Here is a 14,731-nt window from a genome sequence, read left to right on the forward strand (position 1 = left end):
CGTAGCGGCTCAGGCGGTCAGTTGACGCCGCCGGATCTCGCCGAGCAGCGCTTCGGCGGCGGGATCGCCGACCTCGCCCTCCGTCGCGCGATAGGCCCCGATCACATCCGCATCCGACGCAGCGGCCAGCAGCCCACGGACCTCGGCGTCGAACGCATCGACCTCACCCGCCGCAGCATCGGCGGCGTCGTCGCTGCTGATCGCCGGTGCGTCGGCGGGCGACGGTTCATGCGCCATGATCGCGTCCTGCTTGAACACGTCAAAGGCGTCTGCGGCCTCGTCACGCTCGACAAAGGCGATCTTGAGCGAGGTGAGCAGATCGAGCGGCGATGCGATATTTTCCATATGCTCACGGTAGGCACGGGCCCGCGAATGGCAAGCGCGATCGCTTCTCAGTGGCGTAGGTCCGTCGCACCCCGGGGCGCGGCGCGACGCGCGTCCCGAAGCGGGGCAGCCTATTGTACGATCAATCTCGTCCGCGTCTCTTGACGATCGGGCAATGGCCTATACGATAGCGGTAACATGAGTGGAGAGGGAAATTGATGTCGCATATCGCCGCGCCGGTCCTGTCGGCGTTGCCTGCGGACTGGCGCAACGCGCTGCTGCTTGGCCGGGTTGATCTCGGCGACGGCCCCACGCCGATATTGGTAAGCCGCGGTGAAGTCTTCGACATGTCCCGCGTCGCGCCGACCGTGTCCGCGCTCGTCGCAGGCGGCACGTTTGACGCTGCCGCCGGCCAGTCGCTGGGCACGCTCGAGTCGCTCGACCTCTCGGCAGCGGTCGATGCGCGTGCGCGCCTGCTGAGCCCGATCGACCTGCAATGCGTCAAGGCCGCCGGCGTGACGTTCGCGGTGTCCGCGATCGAGCGCGTCATCGAGGAGCGTGCCAGGGGCGACGCTTCGAAGGCCGTCGAAGTGCGTGGCCGGCTCGAGGCCCGGATCGGCGGCAGCGTCCGTTCGGTCGTGCCGGGCTCCGCTGAGGCGGCGGCGCTCAAGGCGGCGCTGATCGAGGACGGGATGTGGTCGCAATATCTCGAGGTCGCGATCGGCCCCGATGCGGAGATCTTCACCAAGAGCCCGACGCTCTCGACCGTCGGCTGGGGTGGCCCGATCGGGATCCGGTCCGATTCGACGTGGAACAACCCCGAACCCGAAGTCGTGCTGCTGGTCGATGCAGATGGCGCGATTGTCGGCGCGACGCTCGGCAACGACGTCAACCTGCGCGATTTCGAGGGCCGTTCCGCGCTGCTTCTGAGCAAGGCCAAGGACAATAACGCGTCCTGCTCGATCGGGCCGTTCATCCGGCTGTTCGACGACGGCTTCTCGCTCGACGACGTCCGTGCGAGCGACGTGACGCTCAAGATCGAAGGCGAGGACGGCTATGTGCTCGACGGGCATAGCTCGATGCGCGAGATCAGCCGCGACCCGACCGATCTCGTCACGCAGGCGATGAGCGAGCATCATTACCCGGACGGTTTCGTCCTGTTCCTCGGCACGCTGTTCGCCCCCACCAAGGACCGCGACGAACCCGGCCGCGGCTTCACGCACAAGATGGGCGACGTCGTCACCATCTCGAACCCGAAGCTCGGCGCTTTGGTGAACCGTGTCACCACCTCGCGCGATGCGCCCGCATGGACGCTGGGCATCGGCGGACTGATGGCCAATCTCGCGCGCCGCAACCTTCTCGACGCATGACCTACGATCAGACGGAGACTCCTGTGTTGCAGCAGACCAGCGCCGGTGAAGGCCGCGCCATCTATCCCAGTCTCGCCGGCAAGCGGGTCCTCGTGACCGGCGGGGGCTCGGGCATCGGCGCGGGTCTGGTCGAGGCGTTCGTTGCCCAGGGTGCGCGCGTCGCGTTCGTCGACGTCGCCGACGAACCCAGCCAGGCACTGCTCGAGCGCCTCGCGGTCGATGCGGCCCATGCGCCGATCTATCATCGCTGCGACCTGACCGACATCGATCAGCTGAAGACGGTGTTCGGCGCGCTCGAGCAGGCGCTCGGCGGGATCGACATCCTGATCAACAATGCGGGCAATGACGACCGGCACGGCGTCGACGAGGTCACGCCCGCTTATTGGGACGAGCGGCTGAACGTCAATCTGCGACACCAGTTCTTCGCAGCCCAGGCCGTCGTCCCTGCGATGAAGCGAGCCGGCGGCGGCACGATTCTCAACTTCGGGTCGATCAGCTGGCATCTCGCGCTGCCCGATCTGGTCCTGTACCAGACGTGCAAGGCAGCGATCGAGGGCCTGACGCGCGGCCTCGCACGCGACCTCGGCCGCGACGGCATCCGCGTCAACACGATCGTCCCGGGCAATGTCCAGACGCCGCGCCAGGAAAAATGGTACACGCCCGAGGGGGAGGCCGAGATTGTCGCCGCCCAGTGCCTCGATGGCCGGATCCAGCCGATCGACGTCGCAGCACTCGTGCTGTTCCTCGCGTCGGACGATGCGCGGATGTGCACCGGGCACGATTATTTCATCGATGCGGGCTGGCGCTGAGCCATGGATAGCGAAGCCCGTCTGCTCGCCTCGGTCGGCGCCGAGCTCGGTGAAGGCCCGGTCTGGTCGGCGCGCGACAAGGCGCTGTGGTTCGTCGATATAAAGGCGCCCTGCGTCTATCGATATGATCCCGCGTCGCATGCGCTCGATCGCTTCGACGCGCCATCGCATGTCGGCTGGATCCTCCCCGCGCAGGACGGCCTGTGGGTCGCCGGGCTTGCCAAGGGCCTCCACCGCTTCAATCCGCGCGACGGCAGCTTCACGCTGATGAACGGCATCGAGGCTGACCTGCCCGACAATCGCCTCAACGACGCCGCGGTCGATCCCGCCGGCAGGATCTGGTTCGGGTCGATGGACAACAGGGAAGTCCATCCGACCGGCCACATCTATCAGTGGCACCGCGGCGCCGTCAGCAGGACCGCCGTGTCGCCCGTCGTGATCACCAACGGCCCCGCCATCTCGCCCGACGGGCGTACCGCCTATCTGGTCGATACGCTGGGCCTGTCGATCGCCGCGCATCCGATCGGTCTCGACGGCACGATCGGCGCGGGTCGCCCCTTCCTCAAGTTCGACGCGAGCAAGGGCTATCCCGACGGCGCGATCTGCGATGCCGGCGGTGGCGTGTGGGTCGGTTTCTACGGCGGCTGGGCGGCACGACGGTTCGCGCCCGATGGCACGATGACCGACGAAGTGCGCTTTCCCGTCTCGAACGTCACCAAGATCGCGCTGGGCGGCGACGATGGCCGCACCGCCTTTGCCACGACCGCGCGGCAGGGACTGTCGGCCGAGCGCCTCGCCTCGCAACCGCTCGCGGGCGACATCTTCACGTTCCGGACCGACATTGGCGGCATTCCCGTCATGCCGGTCAGCTTGGACCTTTAATCTCTAGACCTTGAACACGCCAACAGAGCGTGCACCATCAGGAAGGACGTCACTAATGAACGGCACGGCTACAGCCAGGGCCACGGGCTCACCCACCGATACGGGGGGCGTCAACAGCGCGCTGATCGCCCTCATCGTCGCGGTGGCGACGATCGGGGGCTTCATGTTCGGATATGATTCGGGCGTGATCAACGGCACGCAAAAGGGGATCGAGGCGGCGTTCGACCTCGGCAGACTGGGCATCGGCATCAATGTCGGCGCGATCCTGGTCGGATCGTCGGTCGGCGCATTCGCGGCGGGCCGCCTATCCGACGTGATCGGCCGTCGCAACACGATGATGCTGGCCGCAATCCTGTTCATCGTCAGTGCGCTCGCAGCGGGGGCGGCGAACTCGTCGCTGCTGTTCATCATCGCGCGGATCATCGGCGGATTCGGCGTCGGCGCCGCCAGCGTCACCTCGCCGGTCTATATTTCGGAAGTCGCACCGGCCAATATCCGCGGACGGCTTACCAGCATCCAGCAGGTGATGATCATCTCGGGCCTGACCGGCGCGTTCGTCGCGAATTTCGCGCTCGCCCGCTTCGCCGGCGGCTCGACCGCCGAGTTCTGGCTTGGGTATCAGGCCTGGCGCTGGATGTTCTGGCTTCAGGTGATCCCCGCCACGATCTATTTCGTCGCGCTGTTCTTCATCCCGGAAAGCCCGCGCTACCTCGTTGTGAAGGGTCATGACGCAAAGGCCGAAGTGGTGCTGGCCCGCCTGTTCGGCGCGGCCGAGGCCCGCCGCAAGGTGGCCGAGATCCGCGCTTCGCTCGCGGTCGATCATCACAAGCCGCGGCTGTCCGATCTGGTCGACAAGACCACCGGCAAGATCCGTCCAATCCTCTGGGCGGGTATCGGTCTGGCGGTGTTCCAGCAGCTCGTCGGCATCAACGTCGTGTTCTATTACGGCGCGACGCTTTGGGAAGCGGTCGGCTTCACCGAGGACAATGCGCTCCAGATCAACATCCTGTCGGGCGTCCTGTCGATCGGTGCCTGCCTCCTGACGATCGCGTTGATCGACCGGATCGGGCGCAAGCCGCTGCTGCTGGTCGGGTCGGCCGGCATGACGGTCACGCTCGGTATCGTTGCCTGGGCCTTCTCGAACGCCGTGCCCGCCGCCTCGGGCGTCGGCGTCACGCTGCCCGGCAATACGGGGCTGATCGCCCTCGTCGCCGCCAATCTCTACGTGATCTTCTTCAACGTCAGTTGGGGGCCGGTGATGTGGGTGATGCTGGGCGAGATGTTCCCGACGCAGATCCGCGGCTCGGCCCTCGCCGTCGCGGGGTTCGCGCAGTGGATCGCCAATGCGCTGATCTCGGTCAGCTTTCCGTCGCTCGTCCTCTCGCCGGGGCTGGCCTTCACCTATCTCGGCTATGCGATCGCCGCGCTCGTCTCGTTCTTCTTCGTCCGCGCCGCGGTCACCGAGACCCGGGGTCGCGAACTCGAAGACATGACCGGCTGAGCCGGACCATGAAAAAGGGCGGGCGGGAGGTGTTCCTCCCGCCCGCCCCATTACGGCCTGTCGGTGGCGCGCACGGCGCCTAGTGATTGTGCCGCGGCGTTCTCGCGGCAATCCCGCGATACTTCACCGCAAAGTCCAGCACCCCGCCCTGCGCCAGCTGCCCCGTCTTTTCGCGGTACAGTTCCTCCCAGGGCGAGTTGCTCGGCGGGATCGGCGGCGCAGGCTCGGTCTTGCGACGGGCGATCTCGTCTGCGTTGACCAGCGCGTCGCAGGTCCCCGCGACCAGATCGATCCGGATCATATCCCCGTCACGCAGCCAGGCGAGCCCGCCGCCGACCGCGCTTTCGGGCGACACGTTGAGGATCGACGGGCTGTCCGACGTGCCCGACTGGCGTCCGTCGCCCAGCGTCGGCAACGTCAGGATCCCCTGCTGGATCAGGGCGTCTGGCGGCTGCATGTTGACCACCTCGGCCGATCCGGGCCAGCCGATCGGACCGGATCCGCGGATCACGAGGATGCACCGCTCGTCGATCCCCAGCGCGGGGTCGTTGATGCGGTGGTGATAATCGTCCGATCCGTCAAAGACGACCGCGCGGGCCTCGAACCGGTTCTCGGCTCCCGGCGTCGACAGATAACGCGCGCGGAAGGAGTCGGAGATCACCGACGTCTTCATGATCGCATGATCGAACAGATTGCCCTTGAGCACCAGGAACCCGGCATGCTCCATCAGCGGGGCGTCGAGCGTGCGGATCATCTCGCGGTCCCGCGTCACCCGGCCCGTCAGATTGTCGCCCAGGCTTTGCCCGGTGATCGTCAGGCAGCTCGTGTCGAGCAGTCCCGACTCGGCCAGCTCGTGCATCACCGCAGGCACGCCGCCCGCGCGGTGGAAGCGCTCGCCGAGATACTTGCCCGCCGGCTGCATGTTGACGATCAGCGGCACGTCATAGCCGTGCGTCGACCAGTCGCTCATGTCGAGCGCGACCCCGGCATGCTGCGCCATCGCCATGATGTGCGGCTGCGCGTTGCTCGATCCACCGATTGCGCTGACGACGCGGATCGCGTTCAGAAAGGCTTCGCGCGTCAGGATCTTCGACGGGCGCAGATCCTCATAGGCCATGTCGACGATCCGGCGTCCGGTCTCGAACGCCATCTGGCCGCGTTCGCGGTACGGCGCGGGGATCGCGGCGCACCCGGTCAGCGACATGCCGAGCGCCTCGGCGACGGCATTCATCGTCGAGGCCGTCCCCATGGTGTTGCAATGTCCGGCCGATGGCGCGCTGTCGGTGGCGCGGGCCAGGAACTCCTCCTCGTCGATCTCGCCTGCGGCCAGCTTGCGCCGGCTGCGCCAGATCACCGTGCCCGAGCCGACCAGCTCGCCGTCATGCCATCCGTCGAGCATCGGCCCGCCCGACAGGACGATCGCGGGGATGTCGACGGTCGAGACCGCCATGATCCCCGCGGGGGTCGTCTTGTCGCATCCGGTGGTCAGCACGACCGCGTCGATCGGATAGCCGTAGAGCGTCTCGACCAGCGTCATATAGGCGAGGTTGCGGTCGAGCGCCGCAGTCGGGCGGCGGCAATTCTCGAAGATCGGGATCGTCGGGAATTCCATCGGGATCCCGCCCGCCGCGATGATCCCGTCGCGCGTCCGCTTGGCGAGCTCGACATGAATGCGGTTGCAGGGCGACAGGTCGCTGCCGGTCTGCGCAATCCCGATAATCGGCTTGCCACAGCGCAGCTCGGCGGGCGTGAGCCCGTAATTCATGAAGCGTTCGAGATAGAGCGCCGTCATGTCCGAGCGGGCGGGGTCGGCGAACCAGTCGCGCGAACGAAACGGCCGAGCCGGTACGCGATCCAAAGCTTCTCTCCTCCAAGTCAATCCGATAGCGCTACCTTTACCTGCCGAACAGTCAAGCTCGGCGCGCCCCCTTGTGGCGAAACTCCCGCCGCAACGGGATCGCCGTACGACGATTTGAGGTTCGCGCCTATTGTAACACGCGTGCAACATGGCGGATTGACGCTTGATCGTGAAGCTGTTGAAACCGGTACATAATCGTGCGGGTCGGGAGAGCCGGAATGCGACAGGTCACAGGCATGTATGCCATATCGCCACGATCGCCGTCGGGCGAGCCGAGTACCGGACGCTCCATCCCCGGGCCACCCCGGTCGGCCGGCATCCTGGTGAACCTCGTCCGGTGACGCCGCGGCAGATCGATCTGGTCCGCGACAGCTTCGTCCATATCCTGTTCGCGGCGGACGAGGCCTCGACGATCTTCTACGACCGAGTGTTCGCGCTCGCCCCGGAATCCCGCGCGCTGTTCACGAACGACCGCATTGTCCAGGGCCGGCTCTTCATGCAGACGCTCGCCAAGATCGTCACCGGGCTGACCGCGTTCGAGGCGATGCGTCCTGAACTGAGGGCGCTGGGCCGACGCCATGTCGCGTATGGCGCCAAGGATCATCACTACGCCATCATCGGCGACGCGTTGCGCCATGTCGTCGCGCAGTTCGCCGGTGCGGACTTCGATCCTGATACCGACCGAGCCTGGCAAGACGCCTATGGTCTGGTCGCGCAGGTGATGATCGAGGCTAGCCACGAGCCGCACGAATAGCCGGCCGGGACGTGCCGCGAAGCACGCGCCGCCGGCATCACCCCAAGCGGTCCGGGGCCACCGGCGCATAGCGCGGCACGACGAGGTGGATGACGGCGAGCGCGACGAGATAGGCGCAGGCCGCGACGATGAAGATCGGCTGATAGCTGCCGACGGTCTCGAGGATGCGACCCGCGAACTTCGTCATCAGCATGCCTCCAACTGCACCCGAAAGCCCCCCCAGCCCTACCACCGACCCGGTCGCCCAGCGCGGTAGCAGATCGCCCGGCAGCGCATAGAGATTGGCCGAGAACCCCTGATGCCCGGCACAGGCCACGCCGATCATCAGCACCGCCCACCACATGCTCGGCACCTGGGTCGCGAACGCGATCGGCACCGCGCACAAAGCGCAGGCGAACATCGCGGTCTTGCGTGCGCGATTGACGCTGTAGCCGCGCCCGATCAACCGCGACGAGAACCAGCCACCCGCCACCGACCCGACATCGGCGAGCAGATAGACCGCGATCAGCGGCGGACCGAAGGCGAGCATCGTCACGCCATATTGCCGGTTGAAGAAGTCCGGCAGCCAGAACAGGAACGTCCACCACACCGGGTCGATGAGGAACCGCCCGAGGATATAGGCCCAGGTCTGGCGTTGCCGCAGCAGCGTCCGCCACGCGACGGGCCGACCGGGTTCGACCGGCTCGCTCTCGATATAGGCGAGCTCCTCGGCCGTGACCCGGGGATGCTCGCGGGGGCGGCGGTAGAAGCCGAGCCAGACGATCAGCCAGACGATCGTGAGCAGCCCGGTCAGGATGAATGCCCAGCGCCAGCCCATCGTCACCGCGATGATCGGGACCAGCAACGGCGTGAGGATCGCGCCGACATTCGACCCTGCGTTGAAGATGCCGATCGCGAGAGCCCGCTCGCGCCGCGGAAACCATTCGTTGGTCGCGGCGATCGCGGCGGGGAAGGTCCCGGCCTCGCCGAGCGCGAGCGGAATCCGCGCAAGGATCATCCCGCTGGTCGAGGTGAAGAAGACGTGGCCAACATGGCCGAGCGTCCACAGCGCCACCGCGAGCGCGTACCCGATCCGCGCGCCGAGCCGGTCGATCAGCCGGCCGAAGACGAGATAGCTCAGCCCGTACGCCGCCTGGAACCAGATGGCGAGATCGGCATAACCCGTCTCGCTCCAGCCATAGCGTTGCTGCAGATCAGGCTTGAGCGTCGGCAGGACGAGCCGGTCGACATAGCTCAGCACCACCGCCGCGAACAGCAGCGCGCAGACGACCCACCGGACCCGGCCCCGCGGTTTCTCGACGTCGGCGGGGCTCGATCCGTCGGCGCTCACCAGTTGCACAGCGTGCCGTCTTCCAGCCGCGCGACCGGAAGATAGGCGCGCCGATAGTCATGGGTTTCGGCCAGCGCCTCGTCGATCTCGACGCCGAGCCCCGGCGCCTCCCCCGGATGCATCATGCCCGCGTCGAAGCGATAGGCATGCGGAAAGACCGCGTCGGTCTCGTCCGTGTGCGGCATATGCTCCTGGATTCCGAAATTGGGGACGGAGAGCCCGAAATGCAGCGCCGCCGCCATCGCGACCGGCGACAGGTCGGTCGCGCCGTGGCACCCGGTCCGGATATGATAGAGGTCGGCGAGCGCGGCGATCCGGCGCAGGTGCGTGATGCCGCCGGCATGCACGACGGTGGCGCGGATATAGTCGATCAGCTGATTTTCGATCAGGTCCTTCGCGTCCCAGATCGAATTGAACACCTCCCCCACCGCGATCGGCGTCGTCGTGTGGTGCCGGATCAGCTTGAACGCCTCCTGATTCTCCGCGGGCGTCGGATCCTCCATCCAGAACAGGTTATAGGGTTCGAGCGCCTTGCCGAGGCGCGCCGCCTCGATCGGGGTGAGCCGGTGATGGATATCGTGGAGCAGGTGGACGTCCCAGCCCATCGCCTCGCGCGCCGCCTTGAACAATTCGGGGACGACGCGGAGGTATTTCTCGGTCGACCACACGCTCTCGCTCGGCAGGTCCGCATCAGCGGGTTCGTAGCGCGCGCCATGCTTGGCGACACCATAGGTCGAGGCGAGCCCGGGCACGCCGCATTGCAGCCGGATCGCCTTATAGCCCTTGGCCTGCTCGGCTTTCGCGACCGCGATCGTGTCGTCGATCGTCGTGCCATTGGCGTGGGCATAGACCATGCACGCGTCGCGCGCGGCGCCGCCGAGCAGCTGATAGACGGGCATCCCCGCCAGCTTGCCCTTGATGTCCCACAGGGCCGTGTCGACCGCGGCGATCGCCGCCATCGTCACCGGGCCACGCCGCCAATAGGCACCCTTGTACAGAAACTGCCAGACGTCCTCGATCCGGTGCGCGTCGCGACCGATCAGGCATGGCACGACATGATCGCTCAGATAGCTCGCGACGCTGAGTTCGCGACCGTTGAGCGTCGCGTCGCCGAGCCCGGTGGTGCCGTCGTCGCACTCGATCTTGAGGGTCACGAAGTTGCGCCCGGGGCATGTCACGATGACGCGGGCATTGACGATCCTGGGCATGACGATCCTTCAGGCGATTTCGAGAATAACGGTCTTGAGGCGCGTCGAGTCGGCACCAACGGAAATGTCGAACAGACCCGGCTCGACCACCTCGCGCATCGTGATGTCGAAGAACCGGAACGCGTCCGGGCCGAGCGTGAACTGGACCGTCCGGCGCTCGCCGGGGGCCAGCGTCACGCGTTCGAAGCCCTTGAGCTCGAGGATCGGCCGCGCGACGGACGACACCTGATCGCGCACATAGAGCTGGACCACCTCGTCGCCCGCGCGCGCACCGACATTGGCGATGTCGACCGAGACGGTGACCGTGCCCGCGATCCCGATCTTCGCCGACGACAGGCGCGGCGCACCGATCTCGAACTTGGTGTAGCTGAGCCCGAACCCGAACGGGAACAGCGGCGCGGTCGTGTCGAACAGATAGCCGCGACGCGCCGAAGGCTTCGCGTCATAGAAGACCGGCAGCTGCCCCGTCGACCGCGCGACCGTCACCGGAAGCTTCGCACCCGGATTGATGTCCCCGAACAGCGCCTCCGCGATCGCAGTGCCCCCCTCCTGCCCGACATACCAGCATTCGAGCACAGCGTTTGCCTGCGCCGTCACGCTCGGCCAGGATGGCGGACGGCCGTTGATCGCGACCACGATCACAGGCTTCCCCGTCGCCTTCATCGCCGCGAACAGCGCATTCTGCTCGCCAAGCAGGTCGAGACTGGTGCGATCGCCGAGATGCGTCTTGGCATAGCCCTCCCGGCTCGTCTGTTCGGTGTCGCCGACCGCGAGCAGGATGACGTCCGCGGTGTTGGCGACCGTTACCGCCTCGGCGATCAGGTCCCGGTTGCGCGCGGGATCGGCCAGCAGCACTTCGTTGGCGGAGCGGTCCTCGCTCTGCGTGATGAAGACACCCTGCGCGTGCACGACGTCGGCCTTGCCCTTCAACCGCGCACGAACCCCCTCGAGCAGCGAAACGGTCGCCTTGGGGATCGACGAATAGCCACCGAGCCGCGCGACGGCCGCGTTCGGACCGATGACCGCGACGCGCTTGTGCGCGCCCGGGCTGAGCGGCAGGACACCGTCGTTGACGAGCAGCGCGATCGATCGCCGCGCGGCCTCGAGCGCCAATGCGCGCGCCTCGGCATTGCCGGTCATCCGCGCCGCCGCTTGCGGATCGACGATCGCCTGTTCGAACATCCCCGACCGCATCTTCAGCGTCAGCATCCGCCGGCACGCGGCATCGACCGCCTCGATCGCCACCCGACCGGCCCGCACCTGATCGGCGAGCGAGCGATAGGCCTCGCCGTCCGGCAGGTCCGAATCGACCCCTGCCGCCAGTGCGAGGCGCGCCGCTTCAGCCTTGTCCGCGGCGATGTGATGCAGCGACGCAAGTTCGCCGATCGCCGCATAATCGCTGACGATCGCGCCGTCGAAGCCCCATTCGCCGCGCAGCACGTCGTTCAGCAGCCAACGATTGGCATGGCTCGGGACACCGTCGATCTCGTTGTACGACGGCATCACCGCGCCGATCCCGGTCCGCGCGACGACCGCGCGAAACGGCGGGAAGAAATTCTCGCGTAGTTCGCGTTCGGCAATCGGCGCGGGGGCGACATTCTCGCCGCTTTCGGGCTGGCCGTGCCCGGTCATGTGCTTGAGCGTCGCGAACACCTTGTCGGGTGCCAGCGTCTTGCCCTCGCCCTGCAGACCGATCACCGCTGCGACGCCCATCTCCCCGCACAGATAGGGATCCTCGCCGAACGTCTCCTCGATCCGGCCCCAGCGGGGGTCGCGGGCGATGTCCACGACCGGCGACAGCGCGAGGACGGTGCCATGCGCCCGCACCTCGCGCGCGATCACCGCGTTGACCCGGCGGACGAGGTCGCGATCGAACGATCCCGCCAGCGCGATCGCCTGTGGGAAGCTGGTCGCCTCCGGCGCCATGAAGCCGTGCAGCGCCTCCTCGTGGAACAGGATCGGAATGCCCAGCCGGGTGCGGGTCGTCGCCCAGCGCTGCGCCGCGTTGACGAACGCGATCGTATCCGCCGGCGCACGCCAGCGGCCGGTAACGGCGGCGGCCGTGTTGGCCGCGGTCGCCGCACCGCCCCGGTCGGACGGCCGCGCGATCTGGCCGATACCGTTGGGATAGGCCGTATCGGCGCGCGCCGGGTCGAAACGCAGCGCGTCGTCCATCACCTGTCGCTTCGTCGTCGACAGCGTGATCAGCTGCGCGACTTTTTCGTCGAGCGTCATCCGCGCCATGAGATCGCGGACCCGCAGGTCGACGGGCGCGCGCGGGTCGCGGTAGACGGGCATCTCCTTCGCGGCGCTGGCCATTCCGGGGGCCAGCCCGGACGTCAAAGTCGCGAGCGACGCCGAACCCATCCAGCGGAGCATGCCGCGGCGACTGGTCGCGATTGTCCTGAAACTCGTGCCGGTCACCCATCGTCTCCTGTCTTCAAACGCGGCATTGCTGTCGATGCCGTCATCGTGATAGCGATAACATGTTCGACAAGCAGACCCGTTGTCAATGCGGGAGGCTGTGCCGGGAGAGGAAAGAATGATGCGAGTGCGTTGGCTTTGCGTGGCGGTCGCGGTTGCGATGGCGAGTACGACCGGGGCGCAGGCGGAGGACGGCTACGACCTCTGGATGCGCTACCGCCCCCTGGCGAAGGAGGCGGCGACGGCGCTCGACCGGGATGCCGAATCGGTCGAAGTGCGCGGCCAGTCGGCGACGTTGCGCGTCGCCGCGGACGAGCTTCGCCGCGGTCTGGCGGGGCTAACCGGGCACGCTTTTGCCATGGGTCCAAGCCCGCATCCGATCCTGCTGGCGACCTCGGCGGACGGTGACGTCGGCCGGCTCGGCCTGCCGCTGAAAGACCTTGGCGACGAAGGCTATATCGTGCGGCAGGTGCGTCTTGGCGGCCGCGACGTCACGCTGGTGACCGCGCGCACCGATCGCGGCGTGCTCTACGGCAGCTTCGCGCTGCTGCGCCACATCCAGACCGGCGGGCAGATCGACCGGATCGCGCTCGCTTCGACGCCGCGGGTAAAGCTGCGCGTGCTGAACCACTGGGACAATCTCGATGGCGTGGTCGAGCGCGGCTATGCCGGCCAGTCGCTCTGGGACTGGTGGACGCTGCCCGACTTCAAGGATCCCCGCTACACCGACTATGCGCGCGCCAATGCGTCGATCGGCATCAACGGCACCGTCCTCAACAACGTCAACGCCAAGCCCGACAGCCTGTCCGCCAGCTATATCGCCAAGGCGGCCGCACTCGCCGATGTCTTCCGCCCCTATGGCATCAAGGTCTATCTGTCAGCCCGGTTCTCCGCGCCGATCGAGCTTGGCAAGCTGAAGACGGCGGACCCGCTCGACCCGCAGGTTGCGGCCTGGTGGAAGGCGAAGAGCGACGAGATCTACCGCGCGATTCCCGATTTCGGGGGCTTCCTCGTCAAGGCCAATAGCGAGGGGCAGCCGGGACCACGCGATTATCACCGCAGCCACGCGGACGGCGCGAACATGCTCGCAGCGGCAGTCGCACCGCATGGCGGCATCGTGATGTGGCGGGCGTTCGTCTATGCCGACACCGACCCGGACGACCGCGCGAAACAGGCCTATACCGAGTTCAAGCCGCTCGACGGCAAGTTTGCCGCCAACGTCATCGTCCAGGTCAAGAACGGCGCGATCGACTTCCAGCCGCGCGAGCCGTTCCATCCGCTGTTCGGGGCAATGCCCAGGACACCGTTGATGCTCGAGTTCCAGATCACCAAGGAATATCTCGGCTTCGCGACGCACCTCGCCTATCTCGGGCCGCTCTTTGCCGAGACACTCGGTAGCGAGACCTTCGCCGGGGGCAAGCGCGCGACGGTCGCCCAGATCGTCGAGGGCGGCGTCAATCGCCACGCGCTGACCGGCATGGCGGGGGTCGCCAATATCGGCCGCGACCGCGACTGGGCCGGATCGACGTTCAATCAGGCGAACTGGTTCGCGTTCGGGCGGATGGCCTGGGATCCGACGATCGGCGCACAGCCGGTTGCGCGCGAATGGGCGGCGATGACCTTCGGGCCGAACCCCGCGATCGTCGCACCGGTGACGGACATGATGATGGGCTCGCGCGAGGCGGTGGTCGACTATATGACGCCGCTCGGGCTCGCGCACGTCATGGCGACGGGCCATCATTACGGGCCCGGTCCCTGGGTCGCCGACCTGAAGCGTCCGGAATGGAATCCGGTCTATTATCACCGCGCGGACAAGGCCGGAATCGGCTTCGACCGGACGCGCACCGGCAGCAACGCCGTCGCGCAATATGCGCCAGAGCTTGCCCGCCGTCTCGCCGATCCCACGACGACACCGGAGCGTGACCTGCTGTGGTTCCATCACGTGTCATGGGACCGGCCGATGGCGTCGGGGCGCAGCCTCTGGGCCGAGATGGTCCATGATTATGACCGCGGCGTCGGCTATGTCGCGGACATGCGCCAGCGCTGGGACGGACTGCGCGGCCAGGTCGATGCCGAACGCTGGGCCAAGACCGCGACCTATCTGGACATCCACGAGCGCGAGGCGCGGTGGTGGCGCGACGCCAGCCTCGCCTATTGGATGTCGGTGAACGGCCGGTCGCTGCCGGCCGGCGCCGCTGCCCCCGCGCACGACCTCGACTGGTACAAGGCGCAGCACCCCGCCTTTGCCCCGGGCAACCCGCAGTGAGCGGC

The 14,731-nt window shown here is 67.1% G+C and carries 11 protein-coding genes; 6 read left to right on the forward strand and 5 right to left on the reverse strand.

The annotated features are described in order from the left end of the window. Positions 1–9 precede the first annotated feature (9 nt). Positions 10–345, reverse strand: a complete 336-nt coding sequence (locus GV027_RS02705; RefSeq protein ID WP_056675725.1) for a hypothetical protein — start codon at positions 343–345, stop codon at positions 10–12. Positions 346–542: 197 nt separating this feature from the next. Here GV027_RS02705 and GV027_RS02710 point away from each other — a divergent pair, with 197 nt between their 5' ends. The 4 genes from GV027_RS02710 to GV027_RS02725 are packed head-to-tail and all read left to right on the forward strand — an operon-like array spanning position 543 to position 4,886. Next, complete coding sequence (locus GV027_RS02710) at positions 543–1,694, forward strand: fumarylacetoacetate hydrolase family protein (RefSeq protein WP_159510903.1); 1,152 nt, start codon at positions 543–545, stop codon at positions 1,692–1,694. Beyond that, entirely contained in the window at positions 1,691–2,503 is an 813-nt protein-coding gene (locus GV027_RS02715; protein ID WP_052149092.1) for an SDR family NAD(P)-dependent oxidoreductase, read from the forward strand. Before GV027_RS02710 ends, GV027_RS02715 begins: the two co-directional genes overlap by 4 nt. A 3-nt stretch (positions 2,504–2,506) precedes the next feature. Then, positions 2,507–3,385 (forward strand): SMP-30/gluconolactonase/LRE family protein, encoded by an 879-nt coding sequence (locus tag GV027_RS02720; protein ID WP_159510904.1) that lies wholly within the window; start codon positions 2,507–2,509, stop codon positions 3,383–3,385. Positions 3,386–3,440: 55 nt separating this feature from the next. Continuing rightward, positions 3,441–4,886, forward strand: a complete 1,446-nt coding sequence (locus GV027_RS02725) for a sugar porter family MFS transporter (protein WP_056675736.1) — start codon at positions 3,441–3,443, stop codon at positions 4,884–4,886. A gap of 79 nt (positions 4,887–4,965) precedes the next feature. On the opposite strand, the gene GV027_RS02730 is transcribed toward GV027_RS02725, so the two are convergent. Beyond that, positions 4,966–6,744, reverse strand: coding sequence for an IlvD/Edd family dehydratase (locus tag GV027_RS02730; protein ID WP_159510905.1), 1,779 nt, complete (start codon positions 6,742–6,744; stop codon positions 4,966–4,968). Between the two features lie 337 nt (positions 6,745–7,081). On the opposite strand from GV027_RS02730, the gene GV027_RS02735 reads away from it, so the two are divergent. Beyond that, on the forward strand, positions 7,082–7,498 hold the full coding sequence (locus tag GV027_RS02735; protein ID WP_159510906.1) for a globin domain-containing protein: 417 nt from the start codon (positions 7,082–7,084) through the stop codon (positions 7,496–7,498). A gap of 37 nt (positions 7,499–7,535) precedes the next feature. Here GV027_RS02735 and GV027_RS02740 read toward each other — a convergent pair whose 3' ends face one another. Genes GV027_RS02740 through GV027_RS02750 form a run of 3 tightly spaced genes read right to left on the reverse strand, consistent with a single transcriptional unit; the run spans position 7,536 to position 12,415 of the window. After that, complete coding sequence (locus GV027_RS02740; RefSeq protein WP_236559018.1) at positions 7,536–8,837, reverse strand: MFS transporter; 1,302 nt, start codon at positions 8,835–8,837, stop codon at positions 7,536–7,538. Beyond that, a complete protein-coding gene (manD, locus tag GV027_RS02745) occupies positions 8,825–10,036 on the reverse strand; it encodes a D-mannonate dehydratase ManD (RefSeq protein ID WP_159510908.1) in 1,212 nt (403 codons plus the stop codon). Before manD ends, GV027_RS02740 begins: the two co-directional genes overlap by 13 nt. 9 nt (positions 10,037–10,045) lie before the next feature. Then, positions 10,046–12,415 (reverse strand): glycoside hydrolase family 3 N-terminal domain-containing protein, encoded by a 2,370-nt coding sequence (locus GV027_RS02750; protein WP_159512691.1) that lies wholly within the window; start codon positions 12,413–12,415, stop codon positions 10,046–10,048. Positions 12,416–12,581: 166 nt separating this feature from the next. Between GV027_RS02750 and GV027_RS02755 the strand changes: the two genes are divergently transcribed. Further along, positions 12,582–14,726 carry an alpha-glucuronidase family glycosyl hydrolase gene (locus tag GV027_RS02755; protein WP_443029549.1) on the forward strand — a complete coding sequence of 715 codons (2,145 nt, stop codon included), beginning with the start codon at positions 12,582–12,584 and terminating at the stop codon, positions 14,724–14,726. Positions 14,727–14,731 lie beyond the last annotated feature (5 nt).

The organism is Sphingomonas sp. T1 (assembly GCF_902506585.1).
In the GTDB taxonomy this organism is placed as follows: Bacteria; Pseudomonadota; Alphaproteobacteria; order Sphingomonadales; family Sphingomonadaceae; genus Sphingomonas; species Sphingomonas aerolata.

Bases quoted from the DNA above. Each gene is read 5' to 3' on its own strand.
- GV027_RS02725 (WP_056675736.1), top strand. From the start codon at position 3,441: ATGAACGGCACGGCTACAGCCAGGGCCACGGGCTCACCCACCGATACG.
- GV027_RS02705 (WP_056675725.1), bottom strand. From the start codon at position 345: ATGGAAAATATCGCATCGCCGCTCGATCTGCTCACCTCGCTCAAGATC.
- GV027_RS02720 (WP_159510904.1), top strand. From the start codon at position 2,507: ATGGATAGCGAAGCCCGTCTGCTCGCCTCGGTCGGCGCCGAGCTCGGT.
- GV027_RS02750 (WP_159512691.1), bottom strand. From the start codon at position 12,415: ATGCTCCGCTGGATGGGTTCGGCGTCGCTCGCGACTTTGACGTCCGGG.
- manD (WP_159510908.1), bottom strand. From the start codon at position 10,036: ATGCCCAGGATCGTCAATGCCCGCGTCATCGTGACATGCCCCGGGCGC.
- GV027_RS02755 (WP_443029549.1), top strand. From the start codon at position 12,582: ATGCGAGTGCGTTGGCTTTGCGTGGCGGTCGCGGTTGCGATGGCGAGT.
- GV027_RS02710 (WP_159510903.1), top strand. From the start codon at position 543: ATGTCGCATATCGCCGCGCCGGTCCTGTCGGCGTTGCCTGCGGACTGG.
- GV027_RS02715 (WP_052149092.1), top strand. From the start codon at position 1,691: ATGACCTACGATCAGACGGAGACTCCTGTGTTGCAGCAGACCAGCGCC.